Annotated in this window: 21 protein-coding genes; 14 read left to right on the top strand and 7 right to left on the bottom strand. The window is 65.5% G+C overall.

The features are described 5' to 3' along the window. Positions 1–126: 126 nt before the first annotated feature. The 4 genes from M1P99_RS04600 (at position 127) to M1P99_RS04585 (ending at position 6,394) form a co-directional block, all read left to right on the top strand. Complete coding sequence (locus tag M1P99_RS04600; protein WP_304451424.1) at positions 127–1,125, top strand: hypothetical protein; 999 nt, start codon at positions 127–129, stop codon at positions 1,123–1,125. Between the two features lie 827 nt (positions 1,126–1,952). Beyond that, entirely contained in the window at positions 1,953–3,482 is a 1,530-nt protein-coding gene (locus M1P99_RS04595) for an extracellular solute-binding protein (RefSeq protein WP_304451423.1), read from the top strand. 87 nt (positions 3,483–3,569) lie between these two features. Continuing rightward, entirely contained in the window at positions 3,570–5,261 is a 1,692-nt protein-coding gene (locus tag M1P99_RS04590; RefSeq protein ID WP_304451422.1) for an alpha-glucosidase, read from the top strand. Between the two features lie 869 nt (positions 5,262–6,130). After that, on the top strand, positions 6,131–6,394 hold the full coding sequence (locus M1P99_RS04585) for a hypothetical protein (protein WP_304451421.1): 264 nt from the start codon (positions 6,131–6,133) through the stop codon (positions 6,392–6,394). Between the two features lie 103 nt (positions 6,395–6,497). On the opposite strand, the gene M1P99_RS04580 is transcribed toward M1P99_RS04585, so the two are convergent. The 6 genes from M1P99_RS04580 to M1P99_RS04555 form a co-directional block, all read right to left on the bottom strand. After that, positions 6,498–7,007, bottom strand: coding sequence for a hypothetical protein (locus M1P99_RS04580; protein WP_304451420.1), 510 nt, complete (start codon positions 7,005–7,007; stop codon positions 6,498–6,500). Positions 7,008–7,151: 144 nt separating this feature from the next. Beyond that, on the bottom strand, positions 7,152–7,994 hold the full coding sequence (locus tag M1P99_RS04575) for a TIGR02391 family protein (RefSeq protein ID WP_304451419.1): 843 nt from the start codon (positions 7,992–7,994) through the stop codon (positions 7,152–7,154). A 216-nt stretch (positions 7,995–8,210) separates the two neighbouring features. Next, a complete protein-coding gene (locus M1P99_RS04570) occupies positions 8,211–8,597 on the bottom strand; it encodes a hypothetical protein (protein ID WP_304451418.1) in 387 nt (128 codons plus the stop codon). Between the two features lie 668 nt (positions 8,598–9,265). Beyond that, positions 9,266–10,351 (bottom strand): IS110 family transposase, encoded by a 1,086-nt coding sequence (locus M1P99_RS04565; RefSeq protein WP_304451417.1) that lies wholly within the window; start codon positions 10,349–10,351, stop codon positions 9,266–9,268. A 179-nt stretch (positions 10,352–10,530) separates the two neighbouring features. After that, positions 10,531–10,716 carry a DUF397 domain-containing protein gene (locus M1P99_RS04560; protein ID WP_304451416.1) on the bottom strand — a complete coding sequence of 62 codons (186 nt, stop codon included), beginning with the start codon at positions 10,714–10,716 and terminating at the stop codon, positions 10,531–10,533. Beyond that, positions 10,716–11,588 carry a helix-turn-helix transcriptional regulator gene (locus M1P99_RS04555; RefSeq protein ID WP_304451415.1) on the bottom strand — a complete coding sequence of 291 codons (873 nt, stop codon included), beginning with the start codon at positions 11,586–11,588 and terminating at the stop codon, positions 10,716–10,718. Before M1P99_RS04555 ends, M1P99_RS04560 begins: the two co-directional genes overlap by 1 nt. A gap of 282 nt (positions 11,589–11,870) precedes the next feature. Here M1P99_RS04555 and M1P99_RS04550 point away from each other — a divergent pair, with 282 nt between their 5' ends. The 7 genes from M1P99_RS04550 (at position 11,871) to M1P99_RS04520 (ending at position 16,968) form a co-directional block, all read left to right on the top strand. Continuing rightward, complete coding sequence (locus M1P99_RS04550; RefSeq protein WP_304451414.1) at positions 11,871–12,380, top strand: ATP-binding protein; 510 nt, start codon at positions 11,871–11,873, stop codon at positions 12,378–12,380. Positions 12,381–12,390: 10 nt separating this feature from the next. Beyond that, complete coding sequence (locus M1P99_RS04545) at positions 12,391–12,639, top strand: hypothetical protein (protein ID WP_304451413.1); 249 nt, start codon at positions 12,391–12,393, stop codon at positions 12,637–12,639. A 127-nt stretch (positions 12,640–12,766) separates the two neighbouring features. Further along, entirely contained in the window at positions 12,767–12,979 is a 213-nt protein-coding gene (locus tag M1P99_RS04540; protein ID WP_304451412.1) for a BldC family transcriptional regulator, read from the top strand. 29 nt (positions 12,980–13,008) lie between these two features. Beyond that, positions 13,009–14,166, top strand: coding sequence for a glycosyltransferase (locus tag M1P99_RS04535; RefSeq protein WP_304451411.1), 1,158 nt, complete (start codon positions 13,009–13,011; stop codon positions 14,164–14,166). Further along, entirely contained in the window at positions 14,163–14,864 is a 702-nt protein-coding gene (locus M1P99_RS04530) for a hypothetical protein (RefSeq protein ID WP_304451410.1), read from the top strand. Before M1P99_RS04535 ends, M1P99_RS04530 begins: the two co-directional genes overlap by 4 nt. Further along, entirely contained in the window at positions 14,861–16,078 is a 1,218-nt protein-coding gene (locus M1P99_RS04525) for a glycosyltransferase (RefSeq protein WP_304451409.1), read from the top strand. Before M1P99_RS04530 ends, M1P99_RS04525 begins: the two co-directional genes overlap by 4 nt. Next, positions 16,075–16,968 (top strand): glycosyltransferase family 2 protein, encoded by an 894-nt coding sequence (locus M1P99_RS04520; protein WP_304451408.1) that lies wholly within the window; start codon positions 16,075–16,077, stop codon positions 16,966–16,968. The genes M1P99_RS04525 and M1P99_RS04520 overlap by 4 nt, the downstream gene beginning before the upstream one ends. On the opposite strand, the gene M1P99_RS04515 is transcribed toward M1P99_RS04520, so the two are convergent. Beyond that, a complete protein-coding gene (locus M1P99_RS04515) occupies positions 16,922–17,443 on the bottom strand; it encodes an ATP-binding protein (protein ID WP_304451407.1) in 522 nt (173 codons plus the stop codon). The two genes, M1P99_RS04520 and M1P99_RS04515, sit on opposite strands and share 47 nt — an antisense overlap. Positions 17,444–17,467: 24 nt before the next feature. Between M1P99_RS04515 and M1P99_RS04510 the strand changes: the two genes are divergently transcribed. From M1P99_RS04510 to M1P99_RS04500, 3 genes are all read left to right on the top strand, one after another. Beyond that, positions 17,468–18,364 (top strand): FkbM family methyltransferase, encoded by an 897-nt coding sequence (locus M1P99_RS04510; RefSeq protein WP_304451406.1) that lies wholly within the window; start codon positions 17,468–17,470, stop codon positions 18,362–18,364. A 1,035-nt stretch (positions 18,365–19,399) separates the two neighbouring features. Next, positions 19,400–19,972: a hypothetical protein gene (locus M1P99_RS04505; protein WP_304451405.1), complete on the top strand. Its 573-nt coding sequence runs from the start codon at positions 19,400–19,402 to the stop codon at positions 19,970–19,972. A gap of 263 nt (positions 19,973–20,235) precedes the next feature. Continuing rightward, complete coding sequence (locus M1P99_RS04500) at positions 20,236–20,787, top strand: hypothetical protein (protein WP_304455576.1); 552 nt, start codon at positions 20,236–20,238, stop codon at positions 20,785–20,787. The last annotated feature ends 820 nt before the right edge of the window (positions 20,788–21,607 follow it).

Below are 21,607 nucleotides of genomic sequence, written 5' to 3'. Positions count from 1 at the left end.
CATAATCGGAGCACACACTGGCCCTTGGCGGCGTCCGATGGCACCTCGCGAGGTCTTCGTTGGCCAGAGACCAACTCTTGCTGCACGGTGAAGACCGACCACTAACACCCCCAGGAGGTCGTTTCCATGTCGTCCACACCGCTGTTCTCCACCTACAGCCACGGCGAGAACCGGGTCACCTCCTCCATGCTGGCCGTCTTCGAACGCGTCGGCCTGTCCCTGACCGAACGCATCCTGGCCAAGGCCTCAGGCGAGTCCACCCTGGAGATGGTTTCCTTCATCAACCAGCCCTCGACCGGTGAGGGCACCGTTCCCGACGCGCGTATCGCAGCCGACTTCATCTACCTGTTCGAGGTCAAGACCGTCCCTAACGCCATCAAGGACCGAATTCAGATCACCGGCCACCTGGAGCACCTCGACAAGGACGCTGGAAGCAAGTCCAAGAGGTTGCTGTTCGTACTCACCCCCGACCCCGTCAGGCCTGCGGTGATCGATGCTCTGGCGAACGAACGGGTGGTGTGGTTCGACTTCGCAGCTCTGCACGACGCCATCACCGAAGTCCTGAACGACACCCTCCTCCCGTCCTCGGAACGTGACCGCTTCCTACTGGGTGAACTCCAAGCCCTATTCGAGGCGGAGGGCCTGATCACACACGACGACGTCGTGGTCGTCGCGGCCGGCCTCGCCTACGGCGAGTACCTCAAGACTTCTGCCTACATCTGCCAACCGGACCGCTTCTTCCAACCCGGGGTGACACATCAGGGCTTCTACGCCGACCGGGCCATTCAACCGGAGATCGCGCACATCCGCGCCTGGGAGGATCGCGTCCCGTTCACCCAGGTCGAGGCTGATCGTCGCGAGGCCCTGGGTGGGAACGATGCCCGGATCGGGCAGCTCATCCGGTGGGCTCTGGACGCCCGCGTCAGGGAGGAAGGGGATCACTACAAGGTGTTCCTGCTCTCAGGTCCGAAGGAATCCGACACCGTGCGGCTTGACGCCCCGATCGTCAATGACAAGACCGCGTCGTCGGGTCGGCCGTGGGCGTGGACGATGAGTCAGGGCTACACCTCCCTGGCCGCTTTGACCAGGCCTGGGGTGTCCAAGACCAGCCACCTGAAGAAGTGACTTGACCGACCTCGACCTCTTGGCACCGCCCCTCCGGGATCCAAGCTGTCAGACGCGGGAAGGAGCACGCCGGACTTCCTGGCGACCAAGCTGTCCGAGGAACGTCTGCACACCAAGGGTGTTCGCAGCACCTCTGCCCCCTTGCTAAGGACCTCCCGGCCGCCAATGCCCGTGAAGCTGACTGGAACGAACGAAACAACCCTCGCTGTCATCGAGGATCTCTGGGCTCGGGAGGAGATCCAGGACGGCTGCCGCGTGCTCCTGGATCAGGGGGAGGACTGGGCCGTGCTCGAACCCGCTCGCCTTGTCCTGCGGCGGCTCTCGTCCTCCTAACTACCGCCCCATCATGACTACCTGCGAATACAGGAGTAGTCGCTGTGGGCGGGTGGCCGCGGCCACCGCCTCGGGATTCTGTGTCTTCACAACCATCGATGATCGGGCGGTGGCCGTTCGTGTGTGCTGGGAACGTCCGGGTCAGCGAGACTTCGTCTCGCAGAGTCCAGCAGGTGGTCATCTACCAGGGCAAACCGAATCTACAACTGGGGTACTAAGTCTGATCGTGCGTGGTATGCGAATGATTCGCCACTCGACCGCGACGCCGGGCTCGATCGATAAACGCCCCATGAGAAACTCTCGTAAATTCATTCACAGAGTTCACACGGAAGCTGTTCCCTTCAGATACGATTGTCCCACCGTTCTTCCCTGCCTGGATCTGTTGGGAGGTGGCCATGGTACCTGGAGACGTCGACGTCCCCGCCTGGGTGGCGTCGATATCCGCAGTCCTGGCGTTATCCAGCGCATGGATCACCTCACAGGTGGCCCGTCGGATGTACAAACTCGAAACGGAGAGGGATCAGCTCTCGCAAGAGGAGCGATCCATCCAAGAGGCCTCCAGGCGCAGGGCCCAGGCGGAACTCCTCAGTTGTTGGTGGCAGGAATCCCCGGAAACCAGTGAGAGCGGAGTTTTCATACAGAATAAGTCGGGCGCTCCTGTCTACCACGCGCACATCGTTCTGTTCTCGTCGGACGGCCGTTCCGAGTTACTGAAATTCCAGGTTGGGGTTCTGCCACCCAAAGCAGATGCGGAACACTTCACCGTCGAGAGCCCAGATGGAGGGGGAGAAGACGGGAGCGACTTCTTCCGTGTGAGGCTGACGTTCACGGACGCCAAAGGCGTCAGGTGGGAGAGAAACCAATATGGTCATCTAACAGATCTTTCCTCCGAAGTTCTTGTCCAAACGGACATGTCGCGCGCTTCCGCGATCAACCTATTCCGCGACGATTTTATGAACACCTATGGTGTGGCCGTGGACTTTGAAGAGGATGTCGGTTCGGGTGCCAGAGAGAAGTTCATTCGCGACTCCTTGGATGGGAAGCTGGTTCCGGATGCGATCATCGCTCCTCATGATTGGATCGGGAGCTTCGCCGACCACGGAGTATTGGAATCGACAACCCTTTCGGTCAAGCACCGGTCCCTCTTCCCTGGCTGGGCACTAGATGCGCTCACCTATAAGGGAGGGCTGTACGGACTTCCGACGACTCTCGACGCTGTCGCTCTGATCAGGAACAAGGAGTTGGTGCCCGAAGTACCCACAACGGTCGAGGAGATGATCACCCTCGGACTCGCTCTGCGAGATAGTGGCCGCGTGGACGAAGTCCTCTGCCTGAGGATCGGTGATCAGGGTGATCCGTTCCAGATATGGCCAATATTTTCCAGTGCAGGAGGGCGGGTACTAGGGCGAGCACCTGAAGCCCCCTGGGACAGGAGTCAGGTGCTTCTGGACTCTGAAGAATCCGTTAACGCACTGGAGACGATCGGACGAATGGGAGAACGCGGCTCCGGGATACTTCGCCGTACCATGGATGCTCGGGAGGCACTCGGCATATTCTGCAATCGCCGATCCGCCTTTCTGATTAGCACTTCAGACGGTCTCAGGCACGCCCGGAGATCCGGAGTTCCTACAGTAGTCAGTCCTGTCCCACCTTTCGCCGAGGGTGGCTCTGCGGTTTCCTTAACCCTGGTCCACGGCCTCATGATGGCAAGAAGAGGGAGGAGTAAGCTGATCGCCCACGACCTGTTCTCTGAGCACCTCGCTCAGGCTTCGGTCATGCAGACCCTGTCCAGTGCTGTCGTCGCACCTGCAGCTCGGAATGGAATCAACAAGGGCGACACCGATCTAGACGTCTACCAGGGGCTTTGTAAAAATGGGACTATGATGCCCTCCTTCCACGATGTCCACCTCATGTGGTCCGTTCTCGGTGAGGCTCAGGCCGCAGTCGTCTCCGGAGAACCCGCCAGGAAAGTTGCTGTTCGTGCAGCATCGAGGCTCCGTGCGTACTTCTCCGCAAACCAATGACCACCTCAGAATCTCGACTCCATACTGACCTTCATGATTGCGCAACCAGTCATAGAAGTACAAAACCCCTGAAAGGTGGGATCGTTCATGCCGCTGCAGCCAGACCCCGAGTGGTGGAAATCCAGTGTCGTCTACCAAATCTACCCCAGCAGTTTCCAGGACAGCGACGGGGACGGCGTAGGCGATCTGGCAGGCGTCATCGGCAGGCTCGACTATCTGAAATTGCTGGGTGTAGACGCGGTCTGGTTGTCACCTATCTATCCGTCACCTTGGGAGGACAACGGATACGATATCAGCGACTATTTTGACATCCACCCCCGTTTCGGAACGCTTGCGGACTGGGATCGGCTGCGGGACGGGTTGCACGAGCGTGGAATGCGCCTGGTAATGGACCTCGTGGTCAACCACACCAGCGATGAGCACCCCTGGTTCACCGAATCCAGATCCTCCGTCGATTCAGAGAAGCGTGGCTACTACTTCTGGCGTTCGCCGCGAGAGGACGGGCAAGCCCCCAATAACTGGGGGTCGGTCTTCTCAGGATCGGCCTGGGATTTAGATGAGGCGACCGGCGAGTACTACCTCCACCTCTTCTCCCGTCGCCAGCCCGACCTGAACTGGGACGACCCACGGGTGCGCAGGGAGGTACACGAGATCGCCCGCTGGTGGCTTGACCGAGGCGCCGACGGCTTCCGAATGGACGTCGTCAATTTCGTTTCCAAGAGCCCCGGACTACCCGACGGCCGACCCGTCGGCGACTTCGGATCTCCCGACGAACACGTCATCAACGGTCCGCGCTTGCACGAATTCCTCAGCGAGATGCACGAGACGGTCTTCGCCGGACGCAATGTCGTAACTATCGGAGAGATGCCCGGTGTCGACGTAGGCCAGGCCCGACTGCACACCAACCCCGACCGGCACGAGCTGAACATGGTCTTCCAGTTCGAGCATGTCGACGTCGACCACGGCCCCGGCGGCAAGTTCGATCCGGTTCCCCTGGATCTGAGGGTGCTCAAATCTTCCCTCAACCGCTGGCAGACCGAACTGGGCGATTGCGGCTGGAACAGCCTCTACTGGAGCAACCATGATCAGCCCCGCGTCGTTTCGCGATTCGGTGATGACGAGCGGTACCGCGAGACATCTGCCAAGACCCTGGCCACGACCCTGCACATGCTGAAGGGAACACCGTTTGTGTACCAGGGCGAAGAGCTAGGCATGACCAACGCCCACTTCGACGACATTGAAGACTACCGGGACATCGAGACGCTTCGTCACTACCGAGAAATAAGGGCCTCCGGGCGGACCACCGCCGAGGCGGTGATGCCGGCTATCAGACGGATGAGCCGAGACAACGCCCGCACGCCCATGCAGTGGGACGCTTCGGCGAATGCCGGATTCACCCCCGGCACCCCTTGGATCAGCGTTAACTCCAACCACACCGAGATCAACGCTCAGGCAGCCGTTGACGATCCTGGCTCGGTGTTCCATCATTACAGGCGGATAATCGATCTGCGCAAGCGGTATCCAGTCATCGTGCATGGCACGTTCGCGCCTCTGCTCGAGGAGCACGATTCGATCTACGCTTACACGCGGACGCTCGGTGAGCAGATCCTCCTGGTTCTTGCCAACTGGAGTGGGGAGGTGGCCGAAGTAAATCTGCGACCGGAGGAGTTCGGGAACAGCCCCCAACTCCTCCTCGGCACTCACAGGGAGCCAAACACCGTACTCGCGCCGCTACGCCCCTGGGAGTCACGCATCTATCTTGGACGCCGGGCCAAGTAAAAGGTGTTCCGTCCCGGGTGCGGTAGAGGTTCTGGTGTGTCGGGATCGCCTCCCGGCACTCGTGTGAACCTGGGAAGCCGTCGAAGGTGATGCTGGGTCCGGCCGGCACCGTATCGCCGGAGGCGGTGAAGCGAACGGCGTGGCTGGTGCTGCGCGACTCCGGCAGGTCGTACCAGCGGGGGCGGGCCGAAGGGTGAAGGGGAGGCTGGTCCCATCTCGGTCCCACCCTGGTCCCATCAGTGCGGCGGCTCCTCGAAGATGAGGCGACGCGCCCCGTTTGAACTGGAGTTTTGTGGCGCACCCGGCAGGATTCGAAGGCCGTCTGGGGCCGTGTGGTGCCGCCTGGTGTCGTGTCAGGACGGAACTGCGGAGCACGAACGGAGCACGAACCGGCGGTGGGCGGCGTCTGATGGCACCTCGCGAGGTCCTCGTAGGCCAGGAGAGTTCTGGTGCATCGTGCCACACTTGTGGCTCCCTCGCGCCTCCCGCTCCGGCTTCCCCCACACGGAGGTGTGCATGTCCCACTTGAGCCTGACACAGAGGGCCTCACAGGATGTTGATCACGGTTGGTGGCGTGGTCGCGCGTGGCGTATCTGTTGTTCAGCCCGGGGTATCCGGGTGCGGCATAGGTGGCTGCTGTTAGTGGTGTTCGCGGCCGCGCAGGTTCTGCCGAAGCAAGGAGAGTGAATGCCCCGCCCCGGGCCGACGCGCCTACCCCCAGCAGCGCGGAGTCGGGGGCGGGACGTGGAGTGCCCGGCAATGTGGGGGTGTACCGGCGAGGTTGCGGTGCCGGTCGCCGGGCAGATCGCGAATGCGCAATGTCGTACCCCGTGTTTAGCCTGCTAGGAACGTCTAGCGAAGGAGCCAACATGGCCAAAGGTTTTGATGCTCGTAAGTTCGAGCGGGAGCTTAAGAAGGTGACCAAGGACCTGGAGAAGCAGGTTACGAAGGAGCTGAACGCCGCCCAGGCCGACGCTCAGAGGGTGACCGACAACGCTTCCGGAAAGACGGAGAGCCAGGTCACGAGCGAGCTGATGCGGGTGTATCGCAAGCATAAGCTCAACCCAAACCAGTCTGAGGTACGCAAGCAGGCACGGTACATCATCGAGCAGTGGCAGCAGGGAGAGAGCTGAACGACGAAGACTCGGAGGCAGTGAGCCTCCGGGCCTTGGGCGCAAAGTCCGATCTCAGCATGAGGGTGCGGAAGTAACCTCCTGTGCGCAAGCCCGAGCTGTGTCAGTTCGACGTAGCCTGCACCTGGACCAGAGCCCAGTTGTCGACCTCGTCGAGCGGGACGCGCCACAGGATCGGCTGGTCGCTGTCGGCTACTCGGAGGTGGACGAACTCCGGCAGGTGCTCGCGCAGGCGTTCCACCGTGGTCTTAGCGGTGTTGATGTCGTAGAGCCCTTCCATCACGGGGCGCACGGCGCTCCGGCTCTCCAGAAGACGTTGGCTCGCCTCGAAGGCTTCGTTGCGGGCGATGCGGTTCGCGTTGGTGCTTCGGCCGGACTTATGCAGCCGCTCGGCCATCTCCTTGCGGTAGGTGAACTCGCCGATCAGTTCGCCCGTGAGTCGCACACTCTTCGTGAGAACGGTGACTTCAACGGTGAGAGCGGGGTCGTCGTTGAGGTCATACCGCCAGCCTTCCCTGGGCGTGTACTGATCTGGGGGAAGGAGCTGGCGGCCGTTATTCTCGACTTCGCTGAGGAGCACGACGAACTGGTCATCTGCACGGGGGTCGCTCATGCGCTGGCCTTCCTGCTTGGGAGGAGAGGTCCAGGATGTCACCGAGGAGGCGCAGGAGCGGAGAGGACGCGCTACGTGTGACCAACTTGCCGTCTTGGGCGAGCTGGCAGATCCACCGTGCGCTGACGGAGCACTCGGCGGCTTTCAATCCGTGGATTGAGCTGAGGCCTCCAACAAATCGCATTCGTCCACCCACCGAGCCAGCAGACTGAGAGTGGACAGTCGCTCCAAAGCGGCTTGCTCATCTAGTTCTTGAAGTTGATGAGTGGAGGAGTTGCGGATCGTCATCTGCACGCCCGGGGCGAAGTTTCGCAGGCCCGCGTTCATGTTTTTCACGTGATTATCGGCTGGATCTCCCGGCCAACGCAAGCGAGGCTTGCCCGGCTGCGGGGCCCTGTCCGCGAAGGTCTCCTGCCACAGAGACGTTTCGGCCACGTCGTTGCGTCCAGTTCGGTTCTTGACCATCTGCACGACCGCTTCAGCAGCTGCGGTCACTGCCTGCCGATAGTGCCTGTCGCGCCACAGACGCTTGGACGCACCCCACACCGTAGGGTGCATTGCCTCCGCTCCTACAGTGGGGGGCATTTCCGCCTCGGCTTGGAGGATCAACCCTTCCAAGTGCCCCAGTGCGTAGTCGCACGTGTGCAGGAGCTCTTTGGGCTCCACTAGGGGTTTGGGCCTGGTCATCGACTGCCAGTTCACGATCGGGTCGATGACGCCCACGCCCTGCACGTTCACTTGGATTCCGGTCAGTGGTGTCACGGCAGCCGCGCGCCCTGCTGCCCGGGACACCTTGGCTGACCGGCGCTCGATCTCTTCCGGGTCGGCGTTATCTAGAGCGAAGACTGCTGGTGCGAGCCCACGTCCGACGGCTCCTGGACCGTCATGAGTCATGTGCAGTTCGAGAAACTCAACGAGAGCGTCTCGAAAGTCCTCCAACGCACGGGAGAGTGACCGCAGGTAGTCGGGGTTCTTATGCGCTTCCATGGGGCCATGGTCGCATTCCGGTACGACAACACAAGGGGTGCTCTGACTGCGGGGCCAAGACACCTCCACGAGGCACAGCTGATTGGATCGTCTGCGGCCCGGAAGGATGTTGGGGCGGGCGTGGCCGTCTGGGGCCGTGTTCGCTCTCTGGTGGGCGGGCTCGGTGCCGCTCTGGCAAGGGGTCGAAGGGCCACGGAACGGCAAAATGCTCCGAACTTACGACTCCTGGGCACGACGGCTGGCCTCGGTCATGCCGTTGAACCCATCCGCGTGCAAGTCGGCCAGGCGCTTGTCCTGGCGCCAGTGGTTCATGGCCTTCCAGTGCTGGTGAGAGTCTTCGTGTTCGATGACGGCCTGAGTCAGTGGCAGGCTGTTGGGCCCCAAGACCTGGCGGGCTTGCTGCCACACTCGTCGTAGCTCGGGAATGACGGCGATCCCGGTGTCCACGTCATCGACATCCACCGCGATCGCGAACCTGTCATCGGTGGGCTCGATGTAGACGGCCACCGGGGTGTCGTCGTGTAGCCGTGGTGCCCACTCAGCCAGCAGACGAACGTTCTCAGGCAGTGTGCCGCACAGGTACGCACTGCAGGATGCGGTCACGGTTGGCTCCTCCGATGAGTGGATGCAGGGCTCCAAGGGAGTGGTGGCCATGGGGGCGTAGCCCCTCCATGACCATGATGCAGGCATGGGGTGGCGTGAGCAGGCAGTTCCCCTGAATCCAAGAGTTCCTTGTGCTGGTAGTGATGGAGGTCCTAGTGAGCCGGGATCGCCTCCTATCGCGCGCCGCAGAACAACTGATATGTAGGGTTTTTTGTCAAGAGCGCAGCGCTGACCAGCGGTGATAGGTGGTGATCTGCCACCGCTGGTCTCCCTGCTGGGGTGGTCCCTGGTCTTCTTCGACAGATGCCGATCCCTCGCGCTGAGCTGGAAGTCAAGGTGGAGCGCCCCGAGCGCAGCGAGGGACGAACGACCTTGACCACCAGCGAGGGCGTGAGGATCCTGAAGCTGGCGGAGAAGGCGCCACAGGTTCGTTATGGGGACCGGTGGGAAGGCAGCCTGCGGCCCGCGTGTCATGCACGACGCGTGGTCAGACTGATATGCGCGGGTTGGCTACCGCAGGACGGGCTGTTCGGCGGGAACGAGGCCGCGGCTCTAGAGAACGAGCGTGGCCCAGGGGGTCAGCCCCGGGCTGCTCATAGCTGTATCGCGGATCGTTCCTCACGCGGCGGCACGCAGCGCCCTCCCACCGGTCGGCTTATCGCAAGGGCTCACTCCTGCACCACGGCCAGTGCCCAGCACCACCCGGCCAGCTCCCGGGCGATCGCGACCACGGCCACCGACGGCTTCTTGCCGCGCTCATCGAAACGGGCCCAACGGCGGTGCAGGCGGTGGTTGCCCGCATGCCCCCGGGACCTGGCCGCTGCCGGGGCCCTCTCCCACCGGGCGCGCATCTCGCGGGTGGGCTGACGGTAGGGGCGGCGGTGGTGCCAGGCGGCCTCCACCAGCAGCCGGCGCACGTGGGTGTTGCCGGTCTTGGTGATCGGACCCAGCACACGGCGGGACCCCGAGGAGTGCTCGCTGGGCACCAGTCCCACATACGCGCCGATGCTGGACCCGGTGAAGCGGTGCCAGTCACCGATCTCGGTGGCCAGCCCGAACGCGGTGACAGTGGAGATCGCGCGCAGGCACCGCAGCCGCTCCACCACCGGCGCCCACCCGGGGTCGGCGGCCTGCTGGGTGATGGCCTCATCCAACCGGTCGCGGCGGTCCCGCACCATCAGGACCTGTTCGTGGGCGGCTTCGAAGGCCGCCTGCAGGGCCGGGTCGGTGAAGGATTGGCGGGCGATCCAGTCGTGGTGGGCCCAGGACCAGGTGTTCTTGCCCTCCCAGAGCAGACCCTGGCGCAGCAGGAGCTTGGACAGGCGGTGGCGGGCGCGCATCAGGTCGGCGCGGGCGTCCTCGCGGGCCCGGGACAGATCACGGGCGGCTTCCTGGGCCGGGGTGGGGACCCGGACCGGGGTGACCTCGCCGAGGCGGAGCAGGCGGGCCAGGTGCAGCGCGTCGCGGGCGTCGGTCTTGATCCGGTCGCCGCTGGGGCGCTGGAGTTTGGAGGGGGCGGCCACCACGCAGTCGAGGCCGGCCCCGGTCAGGGTGCGGGCCAGGGCGAAGCCGGTGGGCCCGGCCTCATAGACGACACGGACCGGGGTCGCGAGGCCGGTGAGCCAGCCGAGGATCTGGGTGTGGTCGCTGCTCAGGCGGATGGTGCTGATTTCGCCGGTGGGGCCGCAGATCGCGCACGCGGTGGTGGAGCGGGCGTGCACGTCCAGCCCGACGGTCGTAGGCTCGAAAGACACCGGGACCTCCCACACATGTAGGCACTACCGTCCAGGTTCTGCCTGGTCGGCAACCCACGGCAACGTGTGAGCGGGGTCCCGGCCTCTTCGCGAACCCTCCCTACATACCGTCTAGGTGAAGGTCCGGACGCACGCCGGCCCCCGGTGGGTGCTCCGGGGGCCGACACGAGGCGGGAGGGTCAGCGGACCTGGTTCTTCACTGGAGCGAGGAAGCCACGCCACTCCGAGACGGGGAAGTAGAGCTGCGCGTCGTCGGGGTGCTGGGAGTCGCGGACGGCGGAACCGGTCGGCAGCTCCGCCACCTCGACGCAGTTCTGCGCTCCTCCACCGCTGTAGGAGGACTTGCGCCACGACAGGTTCTGCATCAGTGTTCACTCTCTAACGCCGCCAGGACACCCTGGAGGAACTCGCGTGACTGAGCCGGGGTGGACGCCGCGTTGTGCACCTCGTGCCACATGGCGTTGTACCGGGCCAGCTCAGGATCGGTCTCTACAAACAGACTATCCGTAGGAGTCTCGGCGAATCCGATCGAAGGGTCCAGGGGCTCGGGGAAGTCCATGATGACGAAGCTGCCGATCGTCGCGGCGTGCAACCCGGCGCTGAACGGCAGGACGTGGATGTGGATGTTCGACCGTGTCGAGACCTCCACCAGGTGCTCGAGCTGTTCACGCATGATGTCGACATCCTGAGGCCTGCGCTGCAACGCGGCCTCATCGATCACGGCGTAGAACTCCGGCGGGTAGAACCGGGTCAGGATCTGCTGCCGCTCCATCCTGGCATCCACGTGCCGTTTGATCTCGGTGTCGTCCAGGGCCGCAGTACCCCGGGCGAGCGCGTCTGTGTAGCGCGGGGTCTGGAGCAGGCCAGGGACGACCTGGCACTCGTAGGTGCGGATCACCGACGCCTCGGCCTCGAAGTCGGGCAGGGCATGCGCGCCGAAGATGTCGCGGTAGCGCGACCACCATCCGCGTTCGCCGGCCTCCCGGGCGAGCGTGTGCATGGCTTCCCGGGTGCCCTCGACGGTGATCTCGTACAGGTCCATCAGGGCGTCAAGGTCGGTGGCCTTGACGGTCTTCAGGTCGCTGGTCTCGATCCTGCCCAGACGGCTCTTGGGGATGCCGGTGCGCTGAGCTGCCTGTTCCAGCGTCAGCCCACTCTTGGCGCGCAGGCGGCGCAGCTCCGCGGACAGCCGTCGTCGGCGCACGCTGGGGCTGTGGGTGCGAGGTATCCGTCTCATGGCTCAGATCCTAACCTTCCCTGTTGATTTAGCGATTCCCCTTGACACTTGGGAATCCCAAGTCATTATTGAAGAAGGTTAGAGCAGCGGACATCCTGGTTCGCACTCGATCTCCCCGTGCTTGCGCGCCACCGCCGGTAGCCGAGCGTGCGGGAGGGGCTCGAGCGTGAGCGCGGGAGGACAGGAGGAGGCGAAACCCTAGAACGACAGAGTCCCGGCGACTGTTCTCGCAGCCCCGGGACATGGTCATCCCTATGCGCTCTCGACACACCAGGTGACAACATGCAGGAGATTACCCGGCTTGGGACAGGCCGGGATAGCACCCCTGACCCTTCTACCGGCCTGTCGCGACTGCCTCGACGCATCAGTTGCGCAGACCCCAACAGGTGGATCGCGGAGTTCGGACATGAAGCCGAACACGTTCGACCGGCGGCCCGCTGGCTGCTGCGAGCGTGCGGGCTGCCGGTGGCTGAAGCCCAGCCGCTGCTGACCGCGATGGGCATCCTCTACGCCAACGCCCTGGAGCACACAGCCTCGGGCCTTCCCAGTGGGGCGGTGCGGATCAGCCTTACCCAGGAGCCCTTCTCCTTCCGGTTGGCGGTCACGGACAACGGCCCCCGTCCGGGCGAGCCGCTCACGTTCCCAACGCTCGCCGAGAATCCCGGCCCTGGTACGGGGAGAGGACTGCGCCGCCTCTCTGACCTGGCGCTCTATTGGGAGTGGGACGGCTGTGCCGGAGGCCCCATCACCGTGTGGGGGGTCTTCGACCGTCACTTCCCACCCGCGCGGTAGGGGCGGTGCCGTGGCCTGGAGCGTTCACCACGACCAGTCGCGCTACGAAGCCGCTCGTGCCCTGCGACGCGAGTACCGGCGGATGTGGACGATTCTCTGGTCGCCGTCCAAGCGGGCTTTCTATGCCTACTTCCACGGTCCCGAGCACGTCCGTCCGCTGATCGCGCCCACCTCCGACGACCTGCGCCGGGACATCCACCACTGCGAATACCGGATCTCCCGCGACCGCGCCGGCTACACGGCCCGGCACAGCTCCTAGATGCGGTGACCGCTCGGCAACCTATCCGGCTTCCTCGCGCCCCTTACCGAACGCCGCTGCCGACGAGCCCCGCAGTGCCCACACCCCTTGCACACCCCATTCCTTCGGAGAGGAAACCCAGACCGTCATGTCCACAGCACCGAAAACACCCGTCTCCGTCGCAGTCGACGTGCTCACCGCCACGGAGGTTGCTCAGGCCTTCCGCGTGGATGCCAAGACCGTCTCCCGCTGGGCCAACGAAGGCCGCATCAGCAGCTTCCGGACCCCCGGCGGCCATCGCCGTTTCCACAAGCACGAGGTGGACGCGCTGCTGGCCGCGAGCACCTCCCTCGCCCACTGACCCCGCCACCGACGACGAAAGTAGCCCCTATGTCCAGGTCCATGCTGTACCTGCTCAACGTCTCCAACGCCTCCCGACTCAGCGCCGACTCCGGGTGGATCTACGCCGACATCCTCACCTCGGCCCTCACCGACGCTGGATGCGAGGTCACCCTCGTGTGCCCGATCCCGGTCACCGACCCCCGCGTCCGCCACATGGTGCCCCCGCCCACCGCGGCCAGCAAGTACCGCGTGCGCCTCACCCACGACGTCGGCTACCTCGCTCAACTCCTGCGCGCCACACGTCCGGACACCGTCGTGGTCAACCAGATCGAGGCCGCCCCGGCTGTCCGCACCGCGATGCTCGACGCGGGCAGCAACGCCCAGGTCGTCGGCTACTGCCACTACCTGCCCTTCTCCGTGGACGAGCACGGCCACCTGCTCAAGGACACCTCCCTCAGTGATGGCGGCCTCGAAGTCCCCATCCGCCTGGCCTTCGCCAGCGGCCTGGCCGCCTGCGACCGGCTTCTCGTCCACTCCCGTACCGCCCGCGACTGGGTCCTGCAGGCCTCCGACACCTACCGGGCGGGCATCGACGACCTCATCCACATCGTCCCGCCGCCCCGCGACCCCCGCCTCGTACGTTCCGAGGCCGTCGCCCCCGAGCATCCGGTTGGGTTGTACAACCATCGGCTCTACCGCCACTACGGCACCAGCCACTTCATCGACATCGCCCAGAAGGTCACCGCCAACGGCCTCACCCTCCGCGTTATGGACCTCTTCGGCCGCCGCGACCCCGCCCGTATCGCCCTGGACCCCAGCCCCGAACACGCCCTCGCCCGACTCTCCGCCACCCCCGGCGTCACCGTCTGCTCCGATGGCGGCGACCGCGAGCGCTACCGCTCCTTCCTCGCCGACAGCACCCTCGGGTTCGCACCCTTGCGGCCCGGGTGTACGTGGTCGATGTCGATCATCGACCTGCACGCCATGGGCGTGCCCGTCATCGCACCCCGGATGGCGTGGATGGCCGAGGCGGTCCACGAAGACCTGCTCTTCGACCCCCACGACATCGACAGCGCCGTCACGCTCGCCGACCGCCTGGCCCAGGACCCCGCCTTCTGGGCCACCCACAGCCACCACGCCCACGACTCCACCCTCCCCCTGGCCCCCGAACGAGTGGCTGCCCGCTACCTGGAGGCGATCGCATGAACCCCCGCCCCGACGCGGTGATGCTCTCCTTCGACGAACCCCTCGCCAACGACCTGCACACCCACCTCGAACAGGTCCTGGACCGCCCGGTCAAGCGCCTCCACGGCGTGGTCGGCATGCGCCGCGCCTACCGACTGGCCGCCGAACTGGTGGACGCCGACACCTTCCTCCTCGCTGACGGCGACTTCCGCATCAACACCTCCTTCACCCCAGACACCGCACCTCTGGTCGAGGGTGTGGCCATGCGCGTGTGGAAGGCCTCCAACCCCGTCACCGGCCGCGCCTACGGGTACGGCGGCATGAAACTCATCCGCCGCGATGCCCTGCGCCACCTGGGCGAGGCCGTCGACGTCCTGGCCGCTCTGCCCGGCACCGTGGAGTTCTCCCCGCACGTGGCCGGCACCACCCGCTTCGACCAGAGCCCCTACCACGCCTGGAAGGCCGCCTTCCGCGAAGTCGCCATGCTCACCCGAGGCTGCGAATACGGCACCCACACCCACACCACACGCGAACAGCTCCGCGCCTGGCACACCCCCGCAGGTGGCGAATTCACCGATTGGGTTCAGCGCGGTGCGGCCGCGGGCGCCGACTTCGCCCGCACCACACCCGCCGACGCCCCGCAGTGGCAGCACCTCAACGACCCCCGCTGGTTGCGCGAGAGGTTCGAGCAGACACCTGAACAGAACGAGGCGCTGTGACGGGGCCAGTGGTGTTCGTGGAACCCGCCACCGAGCACGCGGGCCACTGGCAGGACGCCGTCATCAAGCTCGCCACAGCCGCCACCGCCCAAGGCCATCAGACGGTCGTGGTCACCCTCAACGGGATACCGGGCCACATCCACGATGCGCTCCGAGAACACGGCATACGTGTGGCTCCGCGAACGGAGGGACCGAGCAGCCGGTTCCTCGCCCTGCTGGGAGGCGCGGCCCACCGAACCGCTACGGCCGCCCGTTGCCTGCTGCCTCACCGGCGGCTGCCGCACCAGATCACCCTGCTCGCCCGGTGTCTAATCGAAGCCGCCTCCCTGCGCACCGCCCACCACACCCTGGGGCGCTCGCCGGAGGTGGCGGTGGTCCTCACCGCCAGCGAAGCGCTCCACGGCCTGACCCGGGCCCTGTCGCGAACCCGGCACCTGCGGGTGGTGCACGAGGTGATCACCACCGAGGACGGCCTCATCCGCGCGCTTGGACGCCTCACCCGACCCGGCGAGGTGACCGTGCTGTGCCCCACCGCGGCGGTCCAGGGCGAGATCAGCATCCTGTTCCCCGATCTGAACACCGACGTCCACCCTTTCGCTCTGGCTATCCCTGAGGACCGGATCACCGCTGACGAACGCACCCACGCTCGCCGAGCACTTGCCATCCCCCAAGGGGAGCCGGTCCTGTGCCTGGTGGGCGGCTGGTGGCCCCACAAGGACATGGCCACCGTGGCCGCCGCACTCGAACGACTCACCCGCCCGCTCCACGTCCTCGTCGCGGGAGGACCCACCGACCCGGTGCTCATGCACCAAGTGGCCACGGCACCCAACGTCACCCTGCACACCAGGCCCGGCTCGCTCACCCCCGCTGACATCCGGCAGGTATACGCGGCCAGCGACTTCACCGCCGTGATCCGCCATCCCGGGGTCGGCAAGGAATCCGGCCTGGTCGCGGACTGCGCCCGGCTCGGTGTCCCGCTCCTGCTCTCCGACCACGACCGAGACCTGACCAGCCGCGTGCACGGCTGGGCGGTCGTGGTGCCACCGCGCGATCCCGCCGCTCTCGCGTACGCCATCGACCACGCCGCGACCCACCCGCCGTCCATGCCCCCGCTCACCGCTGCGGAGGACCTGGGGCTGTGCACCCCGGCACAGATGCTCGCCCTCTTTCGCGAGCTGTCCGACACCCTGGCCGCGAAGGAGCCCACACCGTGACACCGCCCGTGATCGCCGTGATCGGCCCCGTCGAGACGGCCCTGCTGCGAGCCTGGGTCGAGCACTACCGCACCCTCGGCGCCAATGACTTCCACCTCGCGCTCCACCTGCCCGAACACGCACCACCAGGCGCGGAGGGCGCCCTACGCGCAACCCTGACGGATCTCGCGGTCACCTCGACCCTGGTAGAACACGGGCCCTGGCACGAGACCACCAACGTGATCCTGCGCGACCGCCTCCGCACCCAGGCAGGGGAGGGATGGCACCTGATCGCCGACAGCGACGAGTTCCACACCTTCCCCGACGCGCTTCCCGAGATGATCGCCACCGCCGAGCAGGAAGGCCACACGGTCGTACGGGGCCTGATGCTGGACCGCGTCACCCGTACCGGGGAACTCACCGGATGGTGCGCCCCAGAGGAGGTAAACACCAGGGCCGATCTGCGAGACCGACTGGATACGGCATATCCCCTGGGCGGTTGGATCACGCACCGGCTCCTCCATGGGGATCCCCGCAAAATCGTCCTCGCACGCTCCGACGTCCCGCTCTCCTCGGGCAACCACCGAGCACCCGGACACCACCCCGCCAACGGGCCGGTCGCGGTCGTCCACCACTTCAAATGGCGAACCGGGGTCGAGGCCGACCTGCGGCGCAGGATCGCCCGCCTCACCTCCGGCACCTGGACCGAGACCAACCCGGCCGTGCGCCACGAAGCCGCCCGCTTCCTCAACCACCTGCGCCAGAACGACGAACGGATCGACACCACCGACCCCGCGCTCGACTTCCGCCCGGTCACGCTCGACCGCACCCCTGCCGCCTGGCAGGGAGAAGCCCACCAGGTCCTCACCCAGTGGCGGCCGAGCCGTGCGGGAACGAGCCCGCAGCGATGACCTCCTCGCCCTCACCCTCCGGGGGATCGAACCGGGCCACAAAGTCCGCCAACGCCTCCGGTGTCACGGTCAACGCGTTGGCGTCCTCACGCCGGTTGCGCTCGGCCAAGCGACGCAGCAACTCAGCCTCGCCGACCGGAAAGTACAGCAGCCGCCACCGCGCCCCGGCCGCCTCGACCAGCTTCTTCCACTCCTCGCGCTCCGCACGCCGCCACAGACCGTGATCCACCACCACGTCACGGCCCTCGGCCACCAGCTCGTGCAGACGCTGTCGAGTCCACTCCACCACTGGGGCCTGGCGCTCGAAGTACTCCCACTCCGGATAGTCCACCCCGTACTGGCCATGCCTCCGGTGGACCTCCTCATCCACCGACAACCGCACCACACCGCGCGGCTCAAGGACCGACCGCGTGTAGGTGGTCTTCCCCGACCCGGTCAACCCGACCAGCAAGAACACCACAGGAACCCGTCCCACACTTCCTCCTCACCGGAGCCGCCGATGAACCCGCTCGCCCGCAGCGCTCTACGCGCCGCGATCCGCCACACACCCACCATCCCACCCGAGCAGGCGGTGCGGCGGCTGGACCGCGAACTCACACACACGCCCGTCACCACGCTCGCACGGAGCCGCTTGGGCGCTCGTTTCCCGGTCACTACCAGTGACATCATCCAGCGCTACCTGTACATGTTCGGCACATGGGAACCCCACCTGACCGCGTGGATCAGCCAACGCCTCAACCCCGGTGACACCTTCATCGACGTGGGCGCGAACATCGGCTACTACACGATGCTCGCCTCCCACCTCGTCGGGCGCGCCGGCCGAGTCGTGGCGATCGAACCCGTCCCCCGGTTCCACCGACAACTCCAGGCCGCCACTCGCCTCAACGGGGCGCGCAACGTACGGACCGTCAACCGCGCCGTGGCCGCCGGGCCAGGCCGAGTGGAAATGTACCTGGGCGGCCCCGGCAACCTCGGAGGTACTTCCATGGTTCGGCCGCGCACCGCAGACGAGTTCTTTTGTGTCACCACCGATGCGCTCCCGGACATCCTCACGTCCGCCGAACTCCAGAACGTGCGACTGATCAAGATCGACGTGGAAGGCGCCGAGGAAGCCGCACTCCGCGGCCTCACACCGGCCCTCTCCCGACTGCACCCGGACGTCGAGCTGATCATCGAGGTCACACCCCGCACCCTCGCCAAACAGGGGACGTCCGTCCAAGGGGTCATCGATCCGCTGCGCGAAGCGGGATTCCACATGTACCGGATCGCCAACGACTACGACCCGGCGAGCTACCCGACCGCACTCCGCTGGCCCTCACTACCGCAGCGGTGGGAACGGCCGGTCACCGAGATGAGCGACCTGGTGGCCTCCCGGATCGACGCCGCCCACCTCTGACGACCAAAACGCCTGATAACGGGCCTATTGGCTTTTCTGGCGTGACGGACTTGAAGAACCTCGCGAACCCAAGCGACCATCGACCACCCCGACGGAAAGGGCGCCCTTTCCGTGGGGTTTAGGGATTTCGCGGCCTTCGTGTGACGTGGGCGGGAAGCGCAGTTCCGGGGGCGTACGGCCCTGGGGCCATTGACACCCGCCCCGCCCAGCACGAAGGCGAACGAACCCCGAGAAAACACAGAAGAGAAGGCGCCTCGGGCGGTGTTCCAGCACCGCCCGAGGCGTGATCCGCCACCTGAGTTAGCAGGAGGAAGATCTATGAGTCATGGTACGGGTCGGCACCGCAGGCGCCGACAGGGATGGGCCGACCGTGTGCGGTGGGCTGTGGGTGTAGCTCTTGCCGCGATCGTCGGGGCGAGGTCCGGACCTCCTTCGCGCCCGGCTGAGCTGGAAGCTCACAAGCCCTCGCCGCGACGGGAACCCCTGAATCCCGCAACTTCGCGTCCGACTCCGGAACCGAAGTGGGTGAGGCGCTATGACGAGGCGCGGCGCTCCCACACGGATCGGGCGTGGTCCCTGTTCACCGAAGGCGGCAGTGGGGCCGCGTGCGATGCTCCGGTAGAGCTGCCGGAGTTCGGTTGGTGTGTGGACGAGGACGGCGTGCGGGCGGTGCGTCCGTACCTGGTCGCGCACGAACAACGCCAACGGGCCGGGCGGCGACGAGCGGCGCCGTCCACCTCTGGCCAGGGAAGGACCGCACCAAATGCCGCCGTCCAGGAGGCTGCTCTGGGTAGCCCTGGTGAGTGGGACGAACTGGCCGGGCTGATCCGCCAGTGGGAGGCGCAACGGGCGCCCGTGGCCTGACCTCGGGGTGCTTATGTAGGGCTGTCTCCTTCAGGAGGCAGCCCTTCTGCTTGCCTGATAGCGCATTCGTGCAGGTAGATCGTGCGACATCGAAAGTCGGTGGTTCTCTTCACACTTTTCGTTACAGCGAGTATCTAGAAAATGGTTGTGACGTCACTCTGTGTGTGGTTAGTGTCGCTCATCGAAAGCGCGGCATCAGGGCCGCGCCAGGTGTGGAATCGGCGGTGGGACGTGCGCGTGCTTGCGACGGGTTGGGCAGCGGTAGCAGCGGTGGCGCTGATGGGATGCGCGGCACAGGAGAGCGATCCCGTCAACGAGCCGACGCGCACGCCTCCCGCTCTCGCCGCACCCGCCAGCTCTTCGGCAGAGGAGCTGGCAGTGGATGCCTACCTCGGGATGATGCGGGCCCTGGTCGATGCCTCCTTGGAAGGTGCCGAGGACCATCCCGATCTGGAGGTGCATACCCGTGGTCAAGCGCTCGAGTTGACCACCGGCATGCTGGACGGAGCCACCGCGACCGGAGAGCCAGTGCTGAGGCCGGAGGTGACGGAGACCGATGTGGAGGCCGAGCCGCCGACCGTCGTGGTCGAGGACTGTATGGACGACACCGAATGGGTGCTGGAAGGTGCCCAGCCGTTGGATCCTGACGATCGCAACACGCGCTTGTTCATTGCCACGGTCACGGAACAGGGCGGAGAGTGGAAGGTCGATGACCTGTGGCTCGGAGAGGCCGACGCGTGCTGAGCTCTCGCGGAAGCGGCCTCGCCGTAGGCGCCTTGGTGTGTGTCCTGGCCACCGCTTCACCGGCTTGGGCTGATGACGGACGGTTCTCTCACAACGTTGAGTGTTCCTCGACCGGGTGTGCGGCCGGAGTCCGCAGCCCCGGCCATGAGCAGTCGACGCCCGGCACGCCTCCCGGTGAGGGCGGGAACACAGACGATCACGGTCCTGCCTGTGTGACGGCGGATGCGGAATTCGCGCAGTCCGGGTTGGAGGGGCCATTGGAGATGCCGCTGGGCATGGCCGAGTGTGAGGCGACCGCCAGCGGTACGGGTGCGGTGGAGGGATTCGATCCTGCGGTGTTGGCGGAGCAGGCGCGAGCCGTGATGAGTGTGCCCGAGCCCGCTATCGGTACCGCTCCGCCGTTGGGTAAGCCGAGGTTCGTGAACATGCCGTCGTGGATGTGGGTGGCTGAGCAGGACTGGGAGCCGGTCACCGCGACTGCTTCGGTGAGTGCGGGGTCGGTGACGGTGGTCGCGGTCCCGGAACGGGTGGTGTGGGACACCGGGGACGGTCATGAGGTGGTGTGCACCGGTCCTGGCACCGTGTTCTCCTCGGACGTCTACCGCGAGGAGGGCTCTCCGGACTGCGGCCACACGTACACGGCCCTGCCTTCGGGCGGTGCCGGGGCGAGGGTGGGTCTGGTCGCGGTGTGGGAGTGGGGAGTGTCCTGGTCCACCACCGATGGGCAGGGCGGGGTCTTGGAAGACCTGACCACAACGAGCACGGTGTCGGTGCCGGTGAGCGAGATCCACTCAGTGGTCACTGACATTCGCTGACCGGGTTCTCGTTGGGATGGTGCTTTGTTCAAGATCCTTCGCGACCGCCTGTGGGCTGCGCTGCGGGTGTCACGAAAGGGGGATGAAGGTCTTCTTTGTATTCGATTGGAAAAGTTTATGATGCTGATCCCTGCGGTCCCTTGAAGCCGGAGTGAGAGCGATGTGAGAACGAAGTGAACCCGGGCCAACGGGTGGTCCAACAAGGGGTCCAACGGGTGGTCCGCCTCGTTGGACCCCCTCTCCACGTGGATAACCGCAGGTCAGGGCCTACTCAAGTGGTCCAACGCGTGTCCAGACTTATACCCAGCGGGTAGTCATCCTCACGTAGGGGGCGGGCGGCGCCCCCGGCGAGCGGGAGGCACCACCCGCCCTGGACACCTCCGTGGGCTCACCCACACCTTTTTCGATCCCCCGTTCTCCTCTCCCCGTATTAACCTTTCTTTTCTTTATGAATCATGAATAAAGGATCCTGTGTGCGGGTTTTCGGGGAGGCGATGCGGGCGCTCGAGTCGCCCGGCGCCGAGCGCTGCACGCCCCCTGGTCCCCTGCACCTGCTCGTGTGGTCTGCGGAAGTGGGGCGTGCGAGGCGCAGCGGGCCGTCCGGCGGGCGAGATCCACTCGGTGGTCACCGGTATCGGCTGAGGGTGTCGGGCCGATGGTTCTTCTGGTCTTGGAGGTGAGGTGGTGTCGTGTCGGGTGCGAGGGGTGGTCTCTTCGAGGTTGGCGGCACCAAGATGGAATGCGAACATTGTTGGTGTCATGCTCACGTTTGAGTATGGGCCGGTAAGTGGGCCTGTGACTCCGCCTATAGGCGGGCCGG

Origin of the sequence: Nocardiopsis sp. YSL2 (assembly GCF_030555055.1) — a bacterium.
GTDB lineage: Bacteria > Actinomycetota > Actinomycetes > Streptosporangiales > Streptosporangiaceae > Nocardiopsis.
This window is presented reverse-complemented; position numbering and strand designations above follow the sequence as displayed.

Excerpts from the sequence above, each read along its gene's own strand:
- M1P99_RS04600 (WP_304451424.1), top strand. The coding sequence starts at position 127 with ATGTCGTCCACACCGCTGTTCTCCACCTACAGCCACGGCGAGAACCGG.
- M1P99_RS04595 (WP_304451423.1), top strand. The coding sequence starts at position 1,953 with ATGTACAAACTCGAAACGGAGAGGGATCAGCTCTCGCAAGAGGAGCGA.
- M1P99_RS04590 (WP_304451422.1), top strand. The coding sequence starts at position 3,570 with ATGCCGCTGCAGCCAGACCCCGAGTGGTGGAAATCCAGTGTCGTCTAC.
- M1P99_RS04585 (WP_304451421.1), top strand. The coding sequence starts at position 6,131 with ATGGCCAAAGGTTTTGATGCTCGTAAGTTCGAGCGGGAGCTTAAGAAG.
- M1P99_RS04580 (WP_304451420.1), bottom strand. The coding sequence starts at position 7,007 with ATGAGCGACCCCCGTGCAGATGACCAGTTCGTCGTGCTCCTCAGCGAA.
- M1P99_RS04575 (WP_304451419.1), bottom strand. The coding sequence starts at position 7,994 with ATGGAAGCGCATAAGAACCCCGACTACCTGCGGTCACTCTCCCGTGCG.
- M1P99_RS04560 (WP_304451416.1), bottom strand. The coding sequence starts at position 10,716 with ATGCAGAACCTGTCGTGGCGCAAGTCCTCCTACAGCGGTGGAGGAGCG.
- M1P99_RS04555 (WP_304451415.1), bottom strand. The coding sequence starts at position 11,588 with ATGAGACGGATACCTCGCACCCACAGCCCCAGCGTGCGCCGACGACGG.
- M1P99_RS04550 (WP_304451414.1), top strand. The coding sequence starts at position 11,871 with ATGCAGGAGATTACCCGGCTTGGGACAGGCCGGGATAGCACCCCTGAC.
- M1P99_RS04540 (WP_304451412.1), top strand. The coding sequence starts at position 12,767 with ATGTCCACAGCACCGAAAACACCCGTCTCCGTCGCAGTCGACGTGCTC.
- M1P99_RS04535 (WP_304451411.1), top strand. The coding sequence starts at position 13,009 with ATGTCCAGGTCCATGCTGTACCTGCTCAACGTCTCCAACGCCTCCCGA.
- M1P99_RS04530 (WP_304451410.1), top strand. The coding sequence starts at position 14,163 with ATGAACCCCCGCCCCGACGCGGTGATGCTCTCCTTCGACGAACCCCTC.
- M1P99_RS04510 (WP_304451406.1), top strand. The coding sequence starts at position 17,468 with ATGAACCCGCTCGCCCGCAGCGCTCTACGCGCCGCGATCCGCCACACA.
- M1P99_RS04500 (WP_304455576.1), top strand. The coding sequence starts at position 20,236 with ATGCCGCTGGGCATGGCCGAGTGTGAGGCGACCGCCAGCGGTACGGGT.